Here is a 23024-nt window from a genome sequence, read left to right as displayed (position 1 = left end):
TATTCTCCCACTAGATGTTTCTTGAATGATATACTATAGCGCTTTATTACTCGCTTTTCCATGGTTTACTTGCTTTGCTGTAAACCTATAGCAGGACGAGACACACTCCTCACTCCTCACTCCTCACTCCTCACTCCTCACCTTACATCATATCGCAAGAAGCGCGCGTAGGTGATTAAGAACGGTATGATAAGGTAAAACAGTAAGGTGATGATGGGCCACGTGTTGGTTTGAACAATTGTACCCAGATCTGGTGTCGGCACCGTGAATGGCGGGACGGCGTCTGGTGTAGCAGCCTCTTCACCAAAGTTACCAGAGAGCATCGCGCCGCCGATGTTGATGCGGTAGCTGTTGCTTTCAAGTTTAGCGAAGTACTCGCGGTCTACCACCTGGTATTGTTCTGCAACAGCTGTTCTGTATTGTTGATAGGCCAGGTCGCCGGTGCCGGCGGCATCCGAAACCAGGAAAGTTAATGCAGCAGCCGGCGAGAGCAGGGCGATGCTGTTACCCAGCGATCGCTGCGCATCCCGCGCCCGTTGCCAGTCTTGGGCCAGTGACCGCATCCGGTCGGTTTGTTGTTGTTTAGATGATTTGAATGCTGCCTGGTATGCGTCTCGAAATGCGTTTACGGATGGATCCGTTGTGCGTAGATGGAGGAATGCTTTCTCTGCTGCTGATATGCCTGTGATGTCGGTAAATAATTCGCCGGCTTTGTCATCCAGAGAAGCCAGCTCTTCCGTAATGATCTTCTGTCGCTCTATCCTTACCTCATGTTCTGATTGCACGGGTTTGGCTGCGACGGCAATCATCTCGCCGGCTTTTGGGATGACGTGCAGCATCATAACCCAGACTACAAGCAACACAATGATCGCTGTTCGTGAGGTATGGCAAAACGCTGAGACCATGAGTCCGGTACCAAAGATACCAGCGAGGAAAAGGCTGGCGCACAGGAACGCGAAGCTGATGCGTGTTAATAGGGCCGGCTGTAGAAATTGCCCATCAAACAGTGTGAGCACAAGCAGCAGCAGCAAGCTGCCCACCAGGAATGTGATCCATAGTACGGCGAATCCACCGAGAAATTTGGCAAATACTATTTGGTCGCGAGGTACCGCATTGGCAAGGACTGCCTTTAGGGTACCGCGTTCTTTTTCGCCGGCAATCATGTCGAAAGCCAGTAGCAAAGCCAGCAGGCTAAAAACAACCAGGACGAGAAAAAGGAAATCAAAGCTGCCGAAGGTTGAAAGGATTGCAAAGTCCTGGGCTTCGATGTTGCCTGGAATCGTGGCGTCTTGCTGGTTGCCGGCGGCAGTGCTGTTGAATGCGTAGTAGATCGGCATGTAGGGTTCATTGCCCCTGGCAAGCAATGAAAGGGGGGCCGGCGCTCGGAAGGCCCTGTTTATAGTCTCTTCTTTGTTGCCCGTCGTGAATTCCGCGTACTGGCTGTCGAATGTTGCTTTGCGGGCTTCGTAGTAGGCATGATTAATCCATGCGCTCATCGGCATGAGCAGCATACTGAATACAGCGAGCAACATAAAGCGCCGATTCAGCAGGCTGTCGAGGAATTCTTTTTGGATGAGGTGGGCAATCATGAAATTTGAGGGCGTGGTTTGCTTGCTATGCAAGATACTGACTTCTTTGCTATTCGGGACAGTCTTTTTGTCTAGGGTGTTAAAACTGAAATTATCCGCCGGCTTGGAGCATTTCTGCCTTTTTCTTATTTACATCCCCTACAAGAATCTACAAAGTCATTGCCCACCAGGTTGATATTAGCATGCCCAAATCAGATCAGCTCCACATGTCATCCGATGAATTTCGCAAACAAGGCAAAGCCCTGATCGACTGGATTGCTGATTACTACGAAAACATCGAGCAATATCCTGTGCTATCCAATGTGGCGCCCGGCGACATACGCAAGGCGCTTCCCGCGTCTCCACCCCTCGAGGGAGAGCCGTTTGAGCACATGATGGCTGATGTAGAGCGGGTCATTATGCCCGGTGTCACACACTGGCAGTCGCCAAATTTCTACGCGTTCTTTCCCTCTAACACTTCAGGGCCGGCCATTCTGGGTGAACTCCTTTCGGCCGGACTCGGGGTTCAGGGCATGCTGTGGGCGACGAGCCCTGCGTGTACCGAATTGGAAACCCATGTACTGGATTGGTTGGTAGACATGATGGACTTGCCTGCTGCCTTCAAATCCACGGCAACAGGCGGCGGTGTGATCCAGGATACGGCATCAAGCGCTGTGCTTTGTGCGTTGCTCGCCGGCCGCGAGCAGGCAACCGGGTATGCATCCAACAAATCTGGCGGAAACGGAAAACTTGTCGTGTACACCTCGGCAGATGCACATTCTTCAATTGAGAAAGCCGCCAAGATTGCCGGCATCGGCGCGGACAATGTCCGGCTTGTGCCAGTTGACGAAACCCGGGCCATGATTCCAGATGCGTTGGCCAAGATGATTGAAGAAGACAAAGCTGCGGGCCTTACCCCGTGCTTTGTGTGTGCAACCGTCGGCACAACTTCTACCAATGGGATCGATCCTGTTGCAGCAATTGGTGCAATTTGCAACAGGGCCGGCATCTGGTTTCATGTTGACGCTGCAATGGCTGGAACTGCCGCGCTGTGTTCAGAATTTCGCTACATCAACAACGGACTTGAGCTGGCAGACAGCTACTGTTTTAATCCACACAAGTGGATGCTGACCAATTTTGACTGCACGGTGTTCTATGTCCGCCAGCGCAAAGCCCTCATCGACACGCTCAGTATTCTTCCCGAATACCTGCGTAATCAGGCAACTGCTTCGGGCGAAGTGATCGACTACCGGGACTGGCACGTGCAACTCGGCCGGCGTTTTCGGGCCCTGAAACTGTGGTTTGTCATCCGGTATTACGGCGTACATGGGTTGCAGCAATACGTGCGGCAACACATCGCCATTGCCCAGGCATTTGCAAACTGGGTGCGGGAAGATGCACGGTTTGAACTTGTAGTTACGCCGCCGCTGAATCTCGTTTGCTTCCGAATGAAGGCAGATGATACCATCAATGAGAATTTACTGATGGCATTGAACAAAAGTGGTAAAGTTTATTTAACGCATACTAAAGTTTCGGGGCAGTATACATTGCGCCTTTGCGTTGGCACCCGCACAACCACGCTTGCGCATGTGGCGTCGGCCTGGGAGCAAATTCAGGAGGTTGCAGCCGGCTTAATCGCCTCCTAGTAGTCTGTATCGCAGATTGCATGCAGGTTTTCCCAAACTATTTAACAGGTTGTCCGTTGAAGTCGCGCTCGCAATCAGGCGGATGCTAAGGTAATGGTGTGGTAATTTTGGTTTGTGAAATGATGGATTAAAAGCAAAATCTGATTGATCCAGGGCTTTTTAGATGCATATGAGAGTATTCGGCATTTTTATTGATGCAAATTATTACTTCGCGATAGCACATTAAGGGTAAGAAGGAAACAGTAAAGATTTGATTCGACATTTAGCGAGAAACTAAATGTGCTGTAGGCCGGGACGTCCTTTCATAATATTTACGCGGCCTTGACAACGCTCAATGATAGTAAGAAGAATCTAAGTCAAGTCTGCGTCGCTAATCACGCTAGTATTTTTTTAGTTGATCGACTGGATAATGCCCCATTGAGGTAACGATTAATGAGATATTACATTTCTGCTATATTAACTGCTTGTTTAATCACTGGAACGCTGGCCGGGTGTGATCTTTTCACGGGAAGTAGCGAGTCGGGCCCGGTTACGTTGACGGGGCTGGTGATCAATTCAGTGACCAACGACCCGGTAGCTAACGCCTTTGTGCGCGTGCTGCCGATGGATGAACTCGCTGAAACAGACGAGCTTGGCCGCTACAGCATCGTGGTTGATGTAGACAGCACCATGGATGTAGACCTGACAATGTCGAAAAGCGGCTTTGTGAACCAATCAACTTCGGTACTGGCGGTTGCAGACCGCACAATCGAAGTTACGACTATTCGGTTGGTCCCGCTTGAAGGCACAACGGATCCCACAAATCCCGGCGGCGCAATTTCTGGTAGTGCAGCAAACCTTTTGCTGCTTAGCCAAACTGCAGCGTCGATTGGCGTGCGGGAAAGCGGCTCTCAGGAGGTAGCCGAACTGGTTTTCCAGGCCGCTGACTCTTTGGGCAGGCCGATTAATTTGGATAATCAGATTACAGTGAATTTCAGTTTCGGGGTTAACCCGGGTGGAGATGCGTTTATCTCGCCTGAGTCTGCGCAAACCAACGAAAATGGCGAAGTTCGTACAAACATCTCCAGTGGCCTTGTTGCCGGCGTTGTACAGATTGTAGCTTCAGCGACCGTAGATGGCCGCACAATCCGCTCGCTGCCCGTACCGCTCACGATTCACGGTGGTTTGCCAAGTGCTAACAACTTTGGCATCGCAACTGCGCGGCTGAATGTGCCTCGCGCATGGGATTTTTGGGGTACGGAAAATACCATCACCGCATTTGTGGGTGACCAGTTTGGTAATCCGGTACGCGTCGGTACGTCGGTTTACTTTACAACTTCAGCCGGCATCATTGGTGGCTCAAGCCAGACCAGCGCAATTGGTACCGCACCCGTTCAACAGATCTCTGGTCCGCCACAACCTGTGCATCCAGAGTTTGGCAATGGCTATACCATTGTGACCGGCAGCACTGCGGACCGCAATCAGAATGAAATTACCGATGATGTGCTGGTGTTATTCTCTGGCTCAAGCAACATTGTTGTGCCATCGGGGCAGGGGCCAATTCTACTGGGCAACGCGTACGAATTCCACGTATACGACCAGAACCAGAATCCGCTTGGCGCCGGCACCAACATTATTGTTACGGCCAACGGTACCAACGTGGAAGCGTTTGGTAACACCAACACCACGCTGCCCGATATGCTGTTCGGCGACCACAACAACGGATCGCCAACACAAACCTTTGGTAGAACACGTTTCACCTTTGGCTACCAGCAGGGCGAGCAGACAGACCAGAATGGTGATCTGATTCCGCCTGAACTTGAGGCCATTACCATCCGCGTAACTGGCCCGAACGGCGCTGCTGAGCGCGTTGTACTGCAAAGAGGCGGCGTTCTCAAACGCGACGATGCTGGTGAGATGATTCGTGACTTTGGTGGCGATGGCGTAGAATTCTTGCCACAGCAGTAACTCTACACAGCAGTAACCTATACTGCAGCAACATTTGTCGTAAGACAAAAAGGCGCCGCGTCTATCAAGAGACGCGGCGCCTTTTTATTTCACTGCATTCTGTTTTATGGCTCTTCAGCTGAGGCCTCAGTACTGTTGGGGCCAACAGACGCTTCAATCAGTTCGAGAATACGGCGGTATTCGTCGGTCCAACTCGTGGGCGTCTGGAATCCGTGCCCCTCTATTGGATACACCGCCATTTCCCAGTCTTCTTTGCCAAGCTCTATCAGCCGCTGGGCAAGCCGAACCACATCCTGGAAATGGACATTTGTATCGACCATGCCGTGGGCTATGAGGAGGGGGTCTTCAAGACCTTCTGCGAAGTAGATTGGTGAGGACCGGGCATAAGCAAGCGAATCTTCCGCCGGCGTATTGAGGATGTTTGACGTATAGCCGTGGTTGTAGTGCGCCCAGTCGGTGACCGACCGCAGTGCCGCGCCGCCACCGAAGTGCTCGGGTTCGGTAAACAACGCCATCAGCGTGATGAATCCCCCGTACGATCCCCCGTAAATAAATACACGCTCGGGGTCAATGTTTTTTGTTTTGTTGATGTACCGGGAAGCGTCTACAAAGTCTTGCAAATCTCTCCCACCCATATGCCGGTAGATTGCTGTCCGCCAGTCGCGGCCATATCCGGCTGATGCGCGGTAATCTACGTCAAGTACGGTGTACCCGAGGTCGGTCAGCAGGTTGTGAAACATGTACTCACGATAATATGAGCTCCACCAGCGGTGTACGTTCTGCAAATAGCCGGCGCCGTGTACAAATAGTACAGCAGCTCCGTTTGGGTTTTCAGGTGCGTATAGGCGTGCCGGCACCTTGACCCCATCCGATGCCTCAAACTGAACAATTTCAGGGTCGCGCCAGGGATACGTCTGCCAGGCTTCCGATGGGGAAGCGGTCACTTGCTGCATGTTTTGGCCTGCCGGCTGGATGTAGATTTCAGGCGGGCGATTACTGTAAGAATATACCATGCCAAGCGTCGTTTCATCTGGCGCGAGCCGTACCTGGTTATTGCCTGGCATTTGGGTCAAACGGGTGCGTTCTCCCCCCATCAATGGCATCGAGTAAAAATGGCGTTCATGTGGTGATCCTTCGCTGCTGGTAAAAAACCACCGAGCGCCATCCTGCGACAGCATTGGACTGAATATTTCAAACGGGCCACTGGTTAGCGCTTTGGTCTTGCCTGATTTTGTGTCGAACATATAAAGGTGGCTGTATCCTGTTTTCTCGCTCTGAAAGAAGTAGTGCTGGTTGTCGGGTAACCATCCTTCTGCAAAGCCAAACTGGTAACGGGAGATTCCCGGGCCAGCAATCCAGGCCTCGTCGCGCTGACGGTCGAGTAGGTTTAGGGTACCGGTGGCAGGGTCTAAAGAAGCCAGCCATCGGTCTTTGTTGTCACGTGCACGCACCTGGATGACAGCCTGGGGAGATGCAGGGTGCCAGTCGACATAGGTGGGGATCAAGGCGCGCCTGTCGGTGATGGAGTCTGGTTGCGCACCTGCCTCTTGTTTGTAATCCGGAAGGTCGTAACTACCGGGTAATTGGTGCAGGTCGATGGCATATGTGGTGTCTTGATACAGGTCTTGTACGTAGAGGGTTGTTGTGCCAAACGTGCCTCCTACTTTAGGGCGCGCGTTCAGGTCTTCTGCGTATCCGGATTCGGTGACATAATCTTGCACCAGCGTGCGTTCTTGCCGAGGAGGTGACGACGAAAGGGTGAATGCTACAAACCGCTCGGTTGGGTCAATTGTCAGGTTGCGCACCCGTTTCTTACCGGTATGGAAACGTGGTGGTTTTGCTTCTGCCTGTGCTTCCTTTTCACGGGCTTCCGACCGTTCTTCCTGCTCCCGCTCTTCTTCTTTTATATGATCAAAAAGATAAGTTTGCTGCGCATCAAGAAACGCCTCTTTTGGGGTTGGGTCAGATTCTTTTGCGGCCTGTCCTGCAACCAAATCAGTTAACTGGACAACAAGACCCGAACTTGGCGTGAGCTTGAACAGGTTGGTGCCTTTTTGGAAAATTACAGCGTTGCCTTCAGCAGAAAAGCGGGGATTCGATTCTGATTCGAGTGTTTGTGTCAGCCGCGAAATCTGCTGGTTGTCTCTGTTATAGATAAACAGGTCGCCTCCCTGGCTGTACACCCTGTGTGTGAAGCCGGCATCGTAGATGTGTTTGCCATGCCGCCAGCCAGAAAAACGCGGGGGTAGCTGCCGGCGCTCGGCCGGCGATACTTGCACAGCTTCCAGTGTCTGTGGATCAACCCGAAACAATGAATCTGAAGGGAATTGACCACCGGGGTTCCAGTTGAAATACAACGCATCCCCCATTTCTGTCCAGTATGCGTTTTGCGGCCATGCGCCGATCCATGTCGCAGGATCTTGCATAATCCTGGCTACTGTCAGGTTGGGCTTGTTGTTTGTATTGGACTGTCCGAAGACAGTGTGTCCCTGCGTGAAAAACAGGAGGACAACTATTAACAGGAAATTACGTCTCATCTAATTCAGATAGTTCACACAACTGGCTGCGAAGCCCCTAAAATAGGGAAATCGAAGCAGGATTTATATGCATAAATTGGCGAACATAAACCGACTACTCCGTTCCGGACGCGTGCCCCTCGAGGCATTTGTTTGGTTGGGTGGATTGGTACTGATCGCTTTACCAGACCCAACGGTGTTACGGACATGGACGCTGTGCCTGTTTGAGACGGTTGGGTTGGTTGAATGGCTGGGCATGCACGCATGTCCGGGTTGCGGGTTGGGCCATGCTGTAGCCTACTTGTTTCGTGGTGAATTTGCTGCTTCTTTTGCTGCACATCCCCTGGCAATTCCAGTTGTGTTGGCACTGATAGGACGTTCCACTAAAGTGATTTATGAAAGCCGGTAGTTTCAGAATAATGGTGCCGGCCATTTACTATGGCAAAAGTAATCAAATATACACCCGAGCTGGAGGGTGATGAGCAATTGTACGTAGCCCAGCTCATGAAAGACATGACGGAAGAGCAGGCAGAACATTTTGCCAATGTCTACCGCGAGCGACGCAAGGATCCTGAACTGATCTTGTTTACTGACCTTGCCGGCTTTCTAGGATTTGCCGGCATCCACCGATTTGTGTTAGGACAAGTATTCCTGGGATTGGTTTACCTGTTTACGCTTGGTTTTTGTGGTATCGGGACGATTGTAGACATGTTCATGTTTAAGCAAATCACCCAGCGTTTTAACAAGCAAAAAGCTGATGAGGTAGCCTACCTCATCACGCATGTTATTGATGCGCCGGCTGAAGACGACTAGAAAGAAAATACCCGATGGACGTTGAATCCAAAACGGAAGTCGCCATCAAAGAACTGGTCCACGTTGCGGGCAATCACATGCTGTTCGGTCATACCCTGCGAGGTAGTGAAAAAGAGCTGAAAGACGTGGCCGCCCGTTTCAATATCTAGTCCTATCGAAAGGGCGTCTTGTGTACCGTCTGAACGGTCGCTGAAAACGGGGATATACTCAACGATAAGGGCCATTCGTTCGGTTAGCCCAAACTGTCCACCGAAGGCAACTGCAAGGTGTTCGTGCATTTCCCGAACGATGTTTTCTTCGGCGTCACGCTCGATGGTAACCAGGTTGAAGTGGGTAAAAATCGGAGCGATTTGCAGGCTCATCCGGTCGCTGAATTTTCGGGCGATCATGAGTGAGGTGGCATAGCTCAGGCGGTCGTTGAAATCGAAGCCATTTTTGAGGGTCATAATGCCGGCATTACCCATCAGGGCGAGCTCAACAGGGACCCGGTCGTCTTGTGTTTGCCGTAACACATTAACTTTGGTTCTGAAATCATAAAGCTTGTCGAAGCGCGAACGTCCAAATCCAACAGAGAATCGATCCGTGATGCCATAATCAAGACCAAATCGGATGTTTGCCGCAGCATCCAGTCCGAAGAGGTCATCTGCACCATTTGTGGCAATCCCAAAGGCATGCTTGATGGTGAAGTCCAGGTTGTTCTTATCCAGGTTGGTCACGTTGCTGGTCAGGATCAGGCTGGGGGCCCAGAAAACTTCGTCAACAGGTCCGTCCTGGTTTGCCCGTTCCCTTGGCATCTGGGCATAGGCGCTGGATGCACAAGCGGCAAAAAGGAGAAGGAAAATTCCAATACGGGATGTAAGCCTGGAGATCATGGGTGTCTGTTTGGAATAGGGTTGAAAAATTACTTCGCCGGCGCAAGCAGGGCATCAATACGGATTTTTTGCACTTCGTCTACCTTAACGATTAGCAGGCTTGGCGGTACAATGTTATAATCCTTGAGGTTTAAATTCCAGTTGGCTTCAACGTGCAGTCCTTTGGGCGTAGATTGCAAGGTGCCTTCAACTTCAACTTCCTGGCTCACACCATGGATGGTGAACTTGCCTTTCACAACCACAGGCTGTTTTTCGGTTTTCGCCGGGTCAAAGGGGGAGGTCAGTTTACCAAAGAACTCTGCAAAAGGAAATTCTTTGGACTCGAGTGTGATACGCATGTCTTTGTCTCGCTTTTTGTTGCCTGTCTTCAGCGAGTTGACGTCTACATAAAAGTCAATGGTGCTTTCTGCAAGATTGATTTGTCCGATCAGTTTATCGGATGTGCCCGTGAACGTGTGAAGCGGTACGCTGGACGTAAATTCAGCTGTACCTTTTTCAGTATTGTAAACCTGTGCATTGGTCGTTGAGGAGAACAAAAACAGGAAAGCAAGCAATAAAAAAGAGAAACGCGTTGCCTGATATTGCATGATTGTATCTTCGTTATGCGTTGATTATTGAGAAATCAGAAAGGGGCGAACGGGGTCTAATATGAGAGGTCTGCGAGTTTTTGACTAGTTGTCCTGTGCACCTTCGTCGATCCATGTGCGGATCAGTGCAATTTGGGTTGTAGACAAAGCTGCGCGGCCGTCGGGCATACGAGAGCCAAGGCGCGGCCGGCTCCCAAGTTTATCCACAAGCGGACTGTTGGCGCCATCTCCTGCAATAACAATCGGACCGTTGTATCCTTCGCCTACACTGCTGATGACTTGCTGGTACGTTGACAGATTAACACCACTCGTTTGGTCGTTGCCGAGGTGGCATCCACTGCCGCCGCAACTGCTGGTGAAAATAGGCTGGACCTCAGCACTGTAACTGACCTCTTGCACATCTACAAGCGTTGAGTTGTCGAGCACTTCGCGCTGACAGCCGGCAAATAACAGGATTGTCAGGGTAAAGGCCAACATGGCGCGAAAAGGAGAAATACAAAAGTGTTTACAAGCTGTCATTTGTAACATGATGTTGAAGTAAGCAATCGGTCAGGTTAACGCATTTCGAATGATAAGGTAACCGGAGCGTATTCAGTTATCCAGTGCCCCATCAGTAATCCAGGTTCTGATGACGTTAATGTTTGTTGTAGATAGAGGCGAAGCCCCGGTCCCTCGCGGCATGCGTTGTCCTTCAATGTTAGCATTGCCTTCAATTTTCCAAACGAGGTAACTGCTGTCTGGTTTGCCGGGTGCAATCAGCAATAGGTCGGGTAAATCTATACTTGCAACGTTTACTGTTTCGCCAAACGTCTGGCCAGCTGACAGGTCGAGATTGCGCGCCGGGTTGCTGCTGTCATGGCATTGAGATGTGGCGCAGGTCGTCGTGAAAATGTTGGTCTGGATGCTCGACAACGTCGGATCGATCACAAGCGGCATGGGGGGATCATCTTGCTGATCAGCGTCAGGATCCGATGAGTCACACGCGGTGAAGAGCAGCAGTACTGCGCTGAAGCAAACAAACAAGTACGGCGAAGAAGGATAGTTTTTCATAGTTAAAAATGTAAATGAGTAGGCACAGTTGAAAGAAGCCGGCGTGGTGTTGCCAGGAGCTGATTACTTTCCTGCCTGCAGTCCAAGAACAAAGCCCGAGAGGCACTGCATTATAGCGTCTGTAGGCAGGGGAGAATACCACATTCTAAACCCCTTAACCTACCAGACGTGATAACACCTGCCTGGATTCCCTGGGAGAGAACAAATCTGCCCAATATTTCTGTGCTAGCGATCGCCAGGCGTGAAGTTTTGAGATGCCAGTAGGTGGCAGAGCGATTCATAACCTGTGCAGGTCGTCCTGCAATTGTGCGTTCGTGAATGGAGTACATCAACAAAAGCGGATAACCACAATCGGTTCAAAAAAAGCAAAGTTTTCTTGTAGTCCGTTCACTGGACATTAAAAAGAATTCCAAAAGACTCGCTAGAGCACTTCAATTCGGCATCGGGCGAAATTATTTCCGTATAAATCCTTTTAAAATAAATATTTATGTGGATTGATGAGTGTTGTGTAATGGCTTGTGATAAGCAGTAGAAAGCCACATGTCTTGTCAAAACTTGTCATTACAATTAACTGTAAAGATGGTGTGAAATGGTGTTTTTTTTAAAAATGAAAGCGCTACCGGTTTGGGCTCAACATTGTACTTACTCATCCCTCGTCTCATATTTGAACCAGGCAAATTTCTGTCTGGTCTGCTAACGACATCAACATCTGAAGAATTGAAGCTCACCATCAAACATACCAGCATGAATTCATACAACGCGATGCCCGGAGCAGGTTGTTGTATGTGTAGATTTTTGGCTTTGCGTGTTACCTGAGTATGCAGTTTTAGTAGAGATTTACAGGTAATGCGCCCATGCACACTGAAGTGCCTGGGCGTTTTGCTTAAGGTCATTTTTCTGTTTCAATAATTAAAGCAGTTGGACAACATGAAACAGCTTACCTGGAAGGCGAAGGTGGCCGATACAATGCCGCCTGATCTTGCCCATGAGATTGATATTTTCGAGGGCCAAATGGCGCTCATGCAGCAAGGTAAACTGGACGAGAAAGTGTTTGCGGAAACCCGCCTTCGCCAGGGGGTATACGGCCAACGGTACGACAACGGCCGGCGCCACGATGGGCAACAGGATCGTGAAATTTCATTTGGTGAGGCGGTAAAAGGGCCGGGTACAGCCTGGCATGCACCTGGCATGCAGCGCATCAAAATTCCGTTTGGCCGGCTCAATCCTGCCCAACTGGAAGTATTGGCGGACCTGGCTGACGAATACAGCGATGGCATCCTGCATGTGACGACCCGCCAGGACATTCAACTGCATTATGTTCACATCGAAGATACGCCGGATATGATGCGCCGGCTGGCGAGTGTAGGGATCACCACCAAAGAGGCGTGCGGTAACGTGACCCGGAACGTTACCGGCTGTCACCTCGCTGGCGTGTGCCGGTCCGAGAAATTTGATATTTCGCCTTATGCAGAATCGCTGACAGCGTTTTTGCTGGGCCATGACGATGCACAGGATTTTGGGCGCAAACTCAAAGTTGCTTTTTCCGGCTGTGAGCAAGAAGCCTGTGGCCTCGTGATGATGCACGACCTCGGCTTTATTGCGAAACAACAGCAAGTTGATGGCGCAACAATTAACGGCTTCAAAGTGGTTGTTGGGGGTGGATTGGGAGCAGTGCCTCATCAGGCCAAAGTGCTGGATGACTTTGTGCCAGCCAACGAAATCTTGCCACGGACCCAGGCTATTGCCCGAATTTTTGCCCGCCTTGGAGAGAAGAAAAACCGCAATCGCGCCCGAATCAAATTCCTCGTAGCCAAAATGGGGATTGAGGCATTCCGAGACCTTGTAAATGAAGAACGGGCCAAGCTGCCGTATGATCAGCACTGGGATTCAATTACAGCAGAAGCGGCGGCGTATGAGGAAGCACCGTTCAAGGTGTCTGTACCACTCAATGGCGCGGCGCGCCCAGCCGGGTTTGATGCCTGGTTAAATACAAACGTATATACCCAACGCCAGGCCGGCTACGTTACGGTCACACTGCGACTCCCCCTGGGGGATCTCACAACCGTGCAGGCAGTGCGGCTCGCTGATATTGCAAGGGCCTATGTGGGGGAGCATTTACGACTAACCGTTGAGCAAAACATGGTGCTCCGTTGGGTGAGTGAAGCTGACTTGCCCAAACTTTACGAAGTCTTGGCCGAAATCGGGTTAGCAAAAGCCGGAGCTGAAAGCATTGTAGATATCACCTCTTGCCCCGGCACTGATACGTGCAAGTTAGGCATTGCAGCCTCTAGGGGGCTTGCCGGCACCCTGATCAAAGACCTCGAGGAAAAGTTTGAAACGCTACCCGAGGAAGTGAAGCAACTGCGCATCAAAATTAGCGGATGTTTTAACTCCTGTGGCCAGCACCATGTAGCAGATATTGGTTTTTACGGCAATAGCCGGAAAGTTGGGAATTACAAAGTGCCTCATTTTCAGGTGGTGCTTGGGGGCAAGTGGAAGGAAAACGCCGGCAGTTTTGGGCTGGCCATGGGGGCAGTGCCCTCCCGGTTGGTCCCCGACGTATTGGAGGCTATTACCCATACTTTTGTTGCGGGTAAGCAAGTGGAAGAATCTTTTCAGGACTGGGTAATCCGGCTGGGTAAAAAAGAAGTTCGGGAGATTATCCGCCCTTTTATGATCACACCCGTCTTTGAGACCCAGCCGGAATTTTTCTCAGATTGGGGAGATCCGCGCGTGTTTACGTTGAGCGATCTTGGTATTGGAGAGTGTGCCGGTGAGGTGGTATCTCTGTTCTCTATCGAAATTTCGAAAGCAGAATCAGAGGTGTTTGATGCGCAGGTTGCACTCGATGAGGGACAGTTTGCACCGGCAGATGACAAAGCGTACAAGGCTATGTTGCTGGCAGCACGCGCACTCCTCCGAACCAAAGACCCTGATGTTGGGACCGAGGCAGCAGAAATCGTATCGCGCTTCAAAACACAATTTTACGATACAGAGCTGTTTTTTGACACATTTGCGAAAGGGAAATTTGCCCGCTATCTGTTCAATCGCCACAAGCGGGCGCACGTAACGCCAACCATAGAAGTCGCCCGGCAAACGATTGAGGAGGCGCAACTCTTTATTGAAGCAGCCCACGCATGTGACATGCGCATCAATACAGCGGTGCAAACACAGGTTGCAAAAGTAAGCGGCAAAGTGCCATCTGCGGCAAAGTTGCCACCCGCCTTTCCACCACGCACCGCCACCTTGCCGCCGGCGCTGCCAAAAAACAATAAATGATATGTCAGCTTTATTACCCGTACCGAAACGGCTGAGCGCCAAACTATGCGTTGATGCTTCAGCCAGACTACAAGCGGCATCGCTGGTGCCGGTATTCCATGGCTGGATCAGCAAGCAGGCAGTAGATGAGGTGCTGATTGACGTCGTTGATTACAGCCATGTATTACATGGGCCGGCGCTTATGCTGGTTGCGCTTGAAGCAGATTATGTGCTAGATGAAGGTGATGGTGTCACCGGTATCCGCTATATTCGGAAGCGCGCAATGCCACAGTCGTTGGTTGGGGCCGTAGCGCAAGTTATACTACAAGCTACCCGTGCAGCTTTGTTGCTGGCTGAAGCGCCTGAACTCGATCCCCCGGTTGTATTTGATGCAACGCGGATAGAGGTGGAGTTGCTCGATAAATTGCATTACCCGGCAACATCAGCTGAACTGGAAGAAGCGCTGGCTGTTGTTGCCGACGCAGTGTATCCAGGAAGCTTTACAATAATTGCTGTGCCCGACGACCCACGCCGGCCGCTACGCTTTGTAATACAGCATGATGGGGTTGGATCGCTTGCATCGGTTGTAAACCACCTGGAAACAAGTGCCATATTGCACACTGCTTTTTCACCAGCCCTGTCAGCGTAGGTCCATGTTACAACTGCAAAAAACCCATAGCGGCCCGCAAAGCCGCAGCAGTGCCCGCGCAATTGGAGTGGTGCATCTTGTAGGTGCTGGTCCGGGAGACCCCGACCTGATTTCTGTAAAAGGTGCGCGTCTGCTGCAGCAGGCAGATGCGTTGGTATATGACCGGCTTGTACATCCAGCATTGGTCGAAGAAACGCCTGCGCGTGCAGAAAAAATATACGTGGGCAAAGCGGCATCACATAAATCAATGCCACAGGATGCCATCAATGCCCTGTTGGTAAATCTGGCAAAAAAATATAGAACGGTGGTTCGGCTGAAAGGCGGAGACCCGTTTGTATATGGCCGAGGGGGAGAGGAAGCCCAGGCGCTGCGTACGGCAGCGGTGCCGTTTACGGTTGTGCCTGGTATTTCCAGCGCCACATCAGTGCCGGCACATGCAGGTATTCCGGTGACCCACCGCGGCCTTGCGCAATCGTTCACGGTAGTAACAGGCCACACTGCGCTACATGCTTCAGATATTGACTGGTCAACGTACGTGAGTGCTGACACGCTGGTGGTTTTAATGGGCCTGGGCAAGTTGCCTGCTATCGCTGAAAAGCTCATGGCGTATGGTAAACCTGCATCTACGCCGGCTGCTGTAATAAGCCAGGGGAGTACTGCTGCGCAACAGACCGTGACGGGCAACCTCGCTGATATTGCAGTTCGCGCAAGTGCATTGCCTACACCGGCTATTGTAGTCGTCGGTGAAGTGGTTACCTTGCATGATGAAATTGCCTGGTTTCATCCGAATCAAACAGCTTCGGAAAACCCACCAGTTTTTACTGAACACATTTACGCCGTTTCAGCCTGATAACAATCCGTACCTGCTTTGCAGGGTAGTTAAGTATGAATGCGTATACCTGGAATCGATCCATGTTGGAGGCAGCCAATCGGGAGCTGCAGTATGCTTCGCCTAGGGCCATCTTTGAATGGGGGCACGCCCTCTATGGAGACAAAATGGTGATGGCAACAGGGTTTGGCACATCCGGCATCGTTATGATGCACATACTTTCTCAGCTTGAAGCCGCCCCCAGGGTCTTTTACCTTGAAACGGATTTACTTTTTCCGGAAACGTACGCGTTGAAGGAAAAGCTTGAGCAAACCCTGTGCATCAATTTCACTCGGGTGCACGCCGGCATGTCTGTTGCCGAACAAAGTGAGCGGTACGCTGCAGACCTTTGGGAGCGTGCGCCAAACACGTGTTGCTTCATCCGGAAGGTGATGCCACTTCGCAACTTCCTGGCAGACAAAAGCGCGTGGGTGACAGGTGTACGGCGTGATCAGGCCATAACCCGTGCAGCTACCCAACTGGTGGAATGGGACAATGCAAACCAACTGCTAAAGCTCAACCCACTCGCGTATTGGACGTCTGAAGATGTGTGGACCTACATCCGCATGAATGACCTGCCGTACAATGCGTTGCACGAAAAAGGATATCCGAGCATTGGTTGTATGCCATGTACACAGCCGGTAATGCCCGGCCAGGATGAACGCGCCGGGCGTTGGGGCGGCCGGGAGAAGGTAGAATGCGGTATCCACGTCCAGCAAGTGTCGCAATGAATCCATTTCCCATATTTCTGAACGATCTTGCCAACCGGCCATGCCTTGTGTTTGGTGCAGATCATGAAGCGGAGCGCAAAGTCAAAAGCCTCCTTTCTTACAGTGCTTCGGTAACGGTAATTCACCCAGCACTGACCGATACGTTGCAGCAGCTATTCGATGCCGGCGAGATTGCCTGGCGTGCGCGGTCCTATCGACCCGGTGACTTGAAGCACGCGTACCTGGCTATTGCGAGTGAACCCAACGTACGACTCAATCATGCAATCGGTTTGGAGGCCGAGGCTGAAAATGTGTTGTTCAACGCAATGGACGACGTGCCCAATTGTAATTTTGTATCTGGCTCGGTGATCAGGCAGGGGCCGCTTGTGATAGCCATCTCGACAAGCGGATGTGCGCCAGTGTTGTCGGTACGCTTACGCGAGCGGTTTGAAAAAGAGTTTGGTCCGGAGTATGCCGACTTTCTGCATCTCATGAAAGCGCTGCGCCCCTATATGTCGAAAACATTTCCCGAATTTGATGAGCGTCGCAAGACATGGTATGAACTTGTTGATGGACCGCTGTTTGAATTGGTTAAGCAAAAAAGAGCACGCGAGGTGGAAGAATTACTGCGGCAATATCTAGGAAAAAGCTTTTCTTTAAGTGCTTGTAAATCAATAAACTAACCCTTGTTTTTCATTTGTTGTTCAAATAGTTGCCCGCAATATCTACGGTAACTATATTATACCGCCCACACAAAGTTCGGAATGCCACACCTATGCATTTCCTTCCGAAGTTATTTGATCTCGACCCTGAACTTTTGTGTTTTCGCTCTGCTGTAATTTGGTCCAATGAGCCATTGTCCGGCGTTTTACTGTAGCTTGTCTAGAGAGCCCATTCAAAAGCTGCGAATTGCCTGATAAAAATTGGCTGTACGTCCACTTGTTGTTTTGGATAGGTTTTTTATCCATCAAAAATGCGTTCCCCACACCGAGGGGGTTTGGAAAGCTCGTCTGTGTACAGCTCGTCCAGGCCCTACGGATGTTTATAACTGTTCGTCGTCCTATTACACAACTACCTGACAATCAATGATTGCCGTGAGCTACTACAGCAAACGAGGATTGAACCATGCCTGTATTTGGCTGCTTGTTCTTCTCTTTGCTTCTTCCACCCAGCTTGTGCAGGCTCAATCCCGGACTAGCCAAGTACGCGATGTGATGCAGCCTACCCGCATTTCCGTAGAAGCACAGGCGCGCATGGCCGATACCATTGCACGTTTTCGTGAGAACAAAGGCATTGCAAGCGGCAAATCGCCGGCACAGCAGCAAGCACTCCAGGGACTGCAGCAACGGTTGCAGACTTTTGCAGCTGTCACTTCGTATGCCAACCCATATTTTGATACGCAGGCCGGGGACGATTTTTCTTTTCCCGAAGATACGCATGATTTCTGTCGCGCCTATTTCGGCAGTAGTGCCGTGCCGTCCGATTATTACCTGAATGCGTCACTCGATCCCGACGAGTCGCTTGCGGTTACCCTTTCCTGGGATACCCCGGCAGACTATGATCTCTACCTTTTTGATCTTCAGGGTTTTCCGGTCGGCGATCTTGATCCCGAAGCAGATTTCGACGGATCGAATGGGACGGACACGCAAAATGCTTCTACTCCTGTTGGCGACCTCATAGAAGTGGCCGCCATTGTGCACACCCGCGCCGGCGCTGACGCCAACGAGTTTGTTATCGTGGTAGATCGTTTCCGTGGTACACCATCGAATGCACTCGCTCTTACTGTGGAAGGCAACGACGATGTGTTTACGGTGCTGGAGTATGTTGCTGCTGAAAGCTTTACCGCAATCAACGCATTAACCGACACCCCCATCGGGCCACTCACCAATGGCACCAGCCTCAACCTGGATGACTTGGGGGAGCGGCCAAACTTCAATGTGCAGTTTAATACAGATGCTTGTGCCGAGAGCATCGTTTTTACCCTCATAAATGACGACACGGGTGAATCAACCGAGTTTACGGACAGTGAACTTCCTTAGGCCCTGTTTGGCGACACTGACGGTGACTACACAGCCGGCGATCTGGCTGATGGGACTTATACCCTGATTGCTACGCCATTTAGTGAAGATGAAGGCGCCGGCGTATCTGCTGATCCCCAGGAAGTAACGTTTACTATCGTGTCAGACCCTGCTGGACCAACTGGTATTGTGAGTTACTCACTCATTGATGCTGTCGCCGACGAACCGATAGCCGGCTTCGATCCTATAGCAGAAGGCGCTGTAATCGACCTGGTTGCACTCTTTGACCTTGGTTTTGACATCAACCGACTCAATCTGCGCGCCAATGTAAATGACCCTAATGGTGAAATAGAGCAAGTTACCTCTGATCTTGCCATTGCCCTGCTGACGGGCGGCACCGACGTAATCAATGCGGTTGATGATGCAGCTGATTACTCTGTCTATGGCGATGACAACGCCGGCGACTTTGCTGACGCAGTACTTCCTGTGGGGGCCTATGCCCTCAGTGGGATTGCGCAGATTGCTGGCGCAGCGTCAGATCCGTTCCTCCTGAATTTCACCGTCATCGGCCCACGTATTGGTAGCTATTCGCTCATTAATGCTGATTCCGAGCAGCCTATTGCCGGCTTTGATCCGATTGCTGAAGGAGCCGTTATCGACTTCAATGCAATTGGCACTTCAAACATCAATATCCGGGCAAACACGGTAGACTTCACCCCGCCTGTAATCGAGAGTACGCTGCTGAACCTGCAAGGGCCCAACGGCATCATTCAGAATCGCGTGGAAAGCTTCCGGCCCTACGCTGTCTTTGGTGATCCTACCAATACAGACCTTGATGACGATGACCCGCTCCTGGATTACAACGTATGGGCTTCGGCTCAAAACGGCGACATGGTGTTGAGTGGTATCCCGTTCAGCCTCAATGGCGGTGTTGGTGATACGTATGGACCGCTTACGCTCAACTTCAGCATTGTAAACGCTGCCGCCGGCCGTGCCGACTTACCGGATACCAAGCCGTCATTGCTACCAAATTATCCCAACCCTTTCAATCCGGTTACAGCAATCCGTTTCAGTTTACCTGAAGCTGCGCCGGTTAGGCTAGAAGTGTTTGATATGCTTGGCCGCTCCGTAAAAGTGCTTGTTGACGCTACGCTTGATGGCGGCTTCCATGAAATCAATTTTGAAGCCGGCGAGCTTTCAAGCGGCATGTATCTGTATCGCCTTGAAACACCCGGTGTCATTCGAACCCGCCCCATGACTTTGTTGAAATAGATGTGCAATGCGCTGCACCCCACAGCAGTGCCTTGTTTCTACTTTCCCCCACTGGACTATGCAATCCTCAATGAAATACTCTCTGTATGCCGGCATGCTGGCAATCCTGCTGGTTTTTGCCGGCGCCAAACAGGCCGCTGCCCAGGATCAATGTGACGCGATCAGTCACGATGTAAATGTTGCCATGTGGCGCATGCTTGCACCAAATGGTGATAACACCGAAAGAGACGCCATTCGTGATGAATTGGTTAGCATTACAAATGTGGTGCTGGATGCCATCAATAAACGGGACCGTCAACCATCGCATCCCGGGCTTTCGACGCAGATGAAAGAAGCGTTAGCAGAAAATTTCTACAGCGACTTCTGTGTCCGTAAAGGGCTTGCTTCACGCGGGACCTACAACTTGCTGCTGATCCCCAAACTCGAAGAAGTTAATATGTTTGAGATTCGAGGATTACATCTGGTTTCAAACCAAACCGGTACGGAAGAGCGGCCCCAGGCAATTCTAGAGTTTGAAATTGTAGGCAGCGCGGTTACGCTACGTGCTGTTAAGCTGGAAACCCAGGCAGAGCGCAATGTGCGCAGCAGTGCGTTGGCTGCGCAACTGGATGGGCGCGCACTTGAGGCATATCAAATTGTGCGTCGTCTTGAGGCCGCATACAACCATCAGGAGGCTACAGCCATTGATGCTGCCGTGCGCGAAATATTGGACGACAGCAAAATTGTTGACGGGAATGTAGAAATCATTCTTTCCCAATATGGCCGGCAAAACCGGACCAGAACCGCCGAAGCATACGCCAATGCATTAAAGAATGTAATCAGCGTACTGGGTAATACAGAAATTACATATGAAATGGTCGATGTTTACCAACTGAATGATGCTGAGGATGTCTATCGGGTTACGGTTGCGCAGCATTGGATGTACCAGAATCCCAATTCTTACCTGGATACAGACTTCCTTGCCATTGATGTTGTGTTTAATGGGAATGAGCCGGTCATTAGCCGGCGACAGGCCGGACGTGGCGCGTTCAATATATACAGCCGGCCATCCAACGTGCAGATCACTGAGCTGAACGGCAAAAACTGGTCAACAATTGATCCCCCTCGCGTGACGCCTTTTGAACAGATCATGAATGCACCGTTGCAATACCACCGTATCCGGCTGGAAAATGTTTGGTATCAGCCTGTTGATACGTCCAGAACCCCGGATGAAGTGCTTAACCTGGTTGACTTGATGGTAGAAATGAAGCACCACAATGGAAACGTTGTGCTGAATGTTAATCCATCTCCGCGCGGCTCAACTTTTCTGATTAATGGGCAAAATGAACAGCCCGTCGTCAATGGATCTGTAATCGAAATTCCATGGGAAATGTTAGATGGCGTTCCTTCCCCGGATGGCGCCATTGTGTCTGACGATCGCACAGTCCAAATAGAGGTGCGGCATCCTGATCTTGAGCCGATGACGTTTTTCAATGAATCGATAACGTTGCCGAACCCAAATCCGCTTACACTGAACATACCGTTCCCGCGTGGCAATCTGGCTGCTTCTTCAGTACCCACGCCTTCCAATATCCTCATAAACGGAGAATCTGTTGGTGCTACGCCGCTGAATGTTGAAATGGATGTTACACCGCGCGATGAGCCCCTGAGGGTGCAGGTACGCAACGATAGCTGCCTGCCTGACGACAATGTATCCGAATGTAAAATGCACATTCCTTCTGAAGTGCGGCCTGTACACATAAGGCCGCAGCAGACTACAGAGGAAGTGTTTAACCTGATGCCGATGTTATTCAGGAATGAAACGGGTGCCGGCAAAATTACTGCGTTCCCCATTGCCCGCGATGGCGACATGGTTCGTGTGAAGTACATGATCGAAGACATAAACGACCGGAATCGAAAATTCTTCGTCGACTTTGATATGGACCAAATGCCCGGTGGTGAAAAAGTGGGTGATCTGGAAGATGGTGTTACCTGCCGCGGGAATGAGACGAGCCAGACACAGTGCCTTGGCAAGAACTTACGCCCCGGTGAATATGAGTTTGTATGGGATATGAGTAACTGGACCGACACAATGGACCAGAATACCATGCCTGTCGTCACCTTGCGCCGCAAATCAACCTGCTGGCCTTGTGTGCTGATCCCTGCTGCTGCCGGCGTTGCTGCGGCGTACATCTGGCCCCGTACGGGAAGTGGTGGCGATGACAACACCTTTATTCCACCACCGCGCCCCTAATTGCGCTATTGATATTTGATGACCATGTCGGACATAAAAAAGTTTATACCTATGCGTATTTCTACCCGTTGGATCGGTGGCCTGGTGTTACTGTTTTCCTCTGCATTTGTAATGCCTGCGCAGGCGCAGGATGCACCGACGGATGCTCCTGTTCTGGTGAGCCCTGTAGACCAGGATTCCATCCTTGTTACTGAGCCCGAGGTTGCGCTTGAGTGGCAGGTAGCTGCGGGCGCTGCAACGCACGAAGTGCAGCTCTTTTACAGCGAGCCTGTTGAAGGGCAAGAGCCAATTCCCTTGAAAACGAAGGTGTTGAATGATGCCTCACAATCTATCGAAGTGGCTGACCTGCTGACGTTTGTAACAGATGCCGGATCGGATGGCGATAGCACGTTTCACTGGCGTGTACGCGGCCGTAACGCCAGTGGCGAGGGGCCCTGGAGTGATGTCTGGCAGTTTACGCTTGTTGAAATGGATGCCGGGCCACCAGAGGTAGAAAACCCGGGCCCGCAGACCATTGATGAGTTGGTTGAGTTGTCTGTGCCGATTGAGGCTACGAGCCCCGGCGGAAGCACGCTGGGCTACGCGCTGGATCAGGCTTCGCTGGATGCCGGCATGACCATCGACCCGGACACCGGTGTGCTTACCTGGACACCAAGCGAAGAGCAAGGCCCCGGTAGCTACGACGTGACCGTAACCGTAACCGACGAGGATGGGCAGTCGAGTAGTCAAACCTTCACCATTACAGTAAATGAAGTGAACCTGCCGCCTGTGCTTGATCCGATTGCTGATCAGGCGGCCGAAGTTGATGTTGAGCTTACCATAGATGCCAACGCAACAGATCCTGACATTCCTGCTAACAATCTTACCTATAGCCTTGATCAGGCTTCGCTGGATGCCGGCATGGTGATCGACCCGGCAACCGGTGTGATCACCTGGACGCCAACGGCTGACCAGGAAATGATGACGTTCCCGGTTACTGTAACCGTGACGGACGACGGAGACCCTGTAGCCTCCGAT

General features: G+C 51.2%; 19 protein-coding genes. 13 read left to right on the top strand and 6 right to left on the bottom strand.

Translation table 11 applies throughout. The annotated features are described in order from the left end of the window. Positions 1-137 precede the first annotated feature (137 nt). A complete protein-coding gene (locus tag AAF564_15475; protein ID MEM8486953.1) occupies positions 138-1589 on the bottom strand; it encodes an ABC transporter permease subunit in 1452 nt (483 codons plus the stop codon). Positions 1590-1771: 182 nt separating this feature from the next. On the opposite strand from AAF564_15475, the gene AAF564_15470 reads away from it, so the two are divergent. Then, a complete protein-coding gene (locus AAF564_15470) occupies positions 1772-3214 on the top strand; it encodes an aminotransferase class V-fold PLP-dependent enzyme (GenBank protein MEM8486952.1) in 1443 nt (480 codons plus the stop codon). Positions 3215-3646: 432 nt separating this feature from the next. Continuing rightward, the gene (locus AAF564_15465; GenBank protein MEM8486951.1) at positions 3647-5161 is read left to right on the top strand and encodes an Ig-like domain-containing protein; all 1515 of its coding nucleotides are present in this window, start codon (positions 3647-3649) and stop codon (positions 5159-5161) included. A 104-nt stretch (positions 5162-5265) separates the two neighbouring features. Here AAF564_15465 and AAF564_15460 read toward each other — a convergent pair whose 3' ends face one another. Beyond that, positions 5266-7698 carry a prolyl oligopeptidase family serine peptidase gene (locus tag AAF564_15460; protein MEM8486950.1) on the bottom strand — a complete coding sequence of 811 codons (2433 nt, stop codon included), beginning with the start codon at positions 7696-7698 and terminating at the stop codon, positions 5266-5268. Between the two features lie 67 nt (positions 7699-7765). On the opposite strand from AAF564_15460, the gene AAF564_15455 reads away from it, so the two are divergent. Further along, positions 7766-8086 (top strand): DUF2752 domain-containing protein, encoded by a 321-nt coding sequence (locus tag AAF564_15455; protein MEM8486949.1) that lies wholly within the window; start codon positions 7766-7768, stop codon positions 8084-8086. Positions 8087-8115: 29 nt separating this feature from the next. Then, complete coding sequence (locus tag AAF564_15450; protein ID MEM8486948.1) at positions 8116-8490, top strand: TM2 domain-containing protein; 375 nt, start codon at positions 8116-8118, stop codon at positions 8488-8490. On the opposite strand, the gene AAF564_15445 is transcribed toward AAF564_15450, so the two are convergent. From AAF564_15445 to AAF564_15430, 4 genes are all read right to left on the bottom strand, one after another. Further along, a complete protein-coding gene (locus AAF564_15445) occupies positions 8487-9362 on the bottom strand; it encodes a DUF5777 family beta-barrel protein (GenBank protein MEM8486947.1) in 876 nt (291 codons plus the stop codon). The two genes, AAF564_15450 and AAF564_15445, sit on opposite strands and share 4 nt — an antisense overlap. A gap of 29 nt (positions 9363-9391) precedes the next feature. Continuing rightward, positions 9392-9949, bottom strand: coding sequence for a YceI family protein (locus tag AAF564_15440; GenBank protein ID MEM8486946.1), 558 nt, complete (start codon positions 9947-9949; stop codon positions 9392-9394). An 84-nt stretch (positions 9950-10033) separates the two neighbouring features. Beyond that, positions 10034-10468: a hypothetical protein gene (locus AAF564_15435; protein MEM8486945.1), complete on the bottom strand. Its 435-nt coding sequence runs from the start codon at positions 10466-10468 to the stop codon at positions 10034-10036. A gap of 72 nt (positions 10469-10540) precedes the next feature. Beyond that, on the bottom strand, positions 10541-10999 hold the full coding sequence (locus tag AAF564_15430; protein MEM8486944.1) for a hypothetical protein: 459 nt from the start codon (positions 10997-10999) through the stop codon (positions 10541-10543). A gap of 927 nt (positions 11000-11926) precedes the next feature. Here AAF564_15430 and AAF564_15425 point away from each other — a divergent pair. The 9 genes from AAF564_15425 to AAF564_15385 form a co-directional block, all read left to right on the top strand. Continuing rightward, positions 11927-14278 carry a nitrite/sulfite reductase gene (locus tag AAF564_15425; GenBank protein ID MEM8486943.1) on the top strand — a complete coding sequence of 784 codons (2352 nt, stop codon included), beginning with the start codon at positions 11927-11929 and terminating at the stop codon, positions 14276-14278. Between the two features lies 1 nt (position 14279). Further along, positions 14280-14906 carry a hypothetical protein gene (locus AAF564_15420; protein MEM8486942.1) on the top strand — a complete coding sequence of 209 codons (627 nt, stop codon included), beginning with the start codon at positions 14280-14282 and terminating at the stop codon, positions 14904-14906. Positions 14907-14910: 4 nt separating this feature from the next. Then, positions 14911-15756: a uroporphyrinogen-III C-methyltransferase gene (gene cobA, locus AAF564_15415; protein ID MEM8486941.1), complete on the top strand. Its 846-nt coding sequence runs from the start codon at positions 14911-14913 to the stop codon at positions 15754-15756. 35 nt (positions 15757-15791) lie between these two features. Next, on the top strand, positions 15792-16505 hold the full coding sequence (locus tag AAF564_15410; GenBank protein MEM8486940.1) for a phosphoadenylyl-sulfate reductase: 714 nt from the start codon (positions 15792-15794) through the stop codon (positions 16503-16505). Continuing rightward, positions 16502-17167, top strand: coding sequence for a bifunctional precorrin-2 dehydrogenase/sirohydrochlorin ferrochelatase (locus AAF564_15405; GenBank protein MEM8486939.1), 666 nt, complete (start codon positions 16502-16504; stop codon positions 17165-17167). The genes AAF564_15410 and AAF564_15405 overlap by 4 nt, the downstream gene beginning before the upstream one ends. A 531-nt stretch (positions 17168-17698) precedes the next feature. Beyond that, positions 17699-18523, top strand: coding sequence for a hypothetical protein (locus AAF564_15400; protein ID MEM8486938.1), 825 nt, complete (start codon positions 17699-17701; stop codon positions 18521-18523). A gap of 138 nt (positions 18524-18661) precedes the next feature. Then, positions 18662-19774, top strand: coding sequence for a T9SS type A sorting domain-containing protein (locus AAF564_15395; GenBank protein MEM8486937.1), 1113 nt, complete (start codon positions 18662-18664; stop codon positions 19772-19774). Between the two features lie 70 nt (positions 19775-19844). Next, positions 19845-22007: a hypothetical protein gene (locus AAF564_15390; protein ID MEM8486936.1), complete on the top strand. Its 2163-nt coding sequence runs from the start codon at positions 19845-19847 to the stop codon at positions 22005-22007. Between the two features lie 51 nt (positions 22008-22058). Then, the coding region (locus AAF564_15385; protein MEM8486935.1) for a putative Ig domain-containing protein at positions 22059-23024 on the top strand (966 nt) is incomplete at its 3' end.

Source organism: Bacteroidota bacterium (genome assembly GCA_039111535.1).
Lineage (GTDB): Bacteria > Bacteroidota > Rhodothermia > Rhodothermales > JAHQVL01 > JBCCIM01.
The sequence above is the reverse complement of the archived record's forward strand: the minus strand, read 5'-3'. Positions and strand labels throughout refer to the sequence as shown.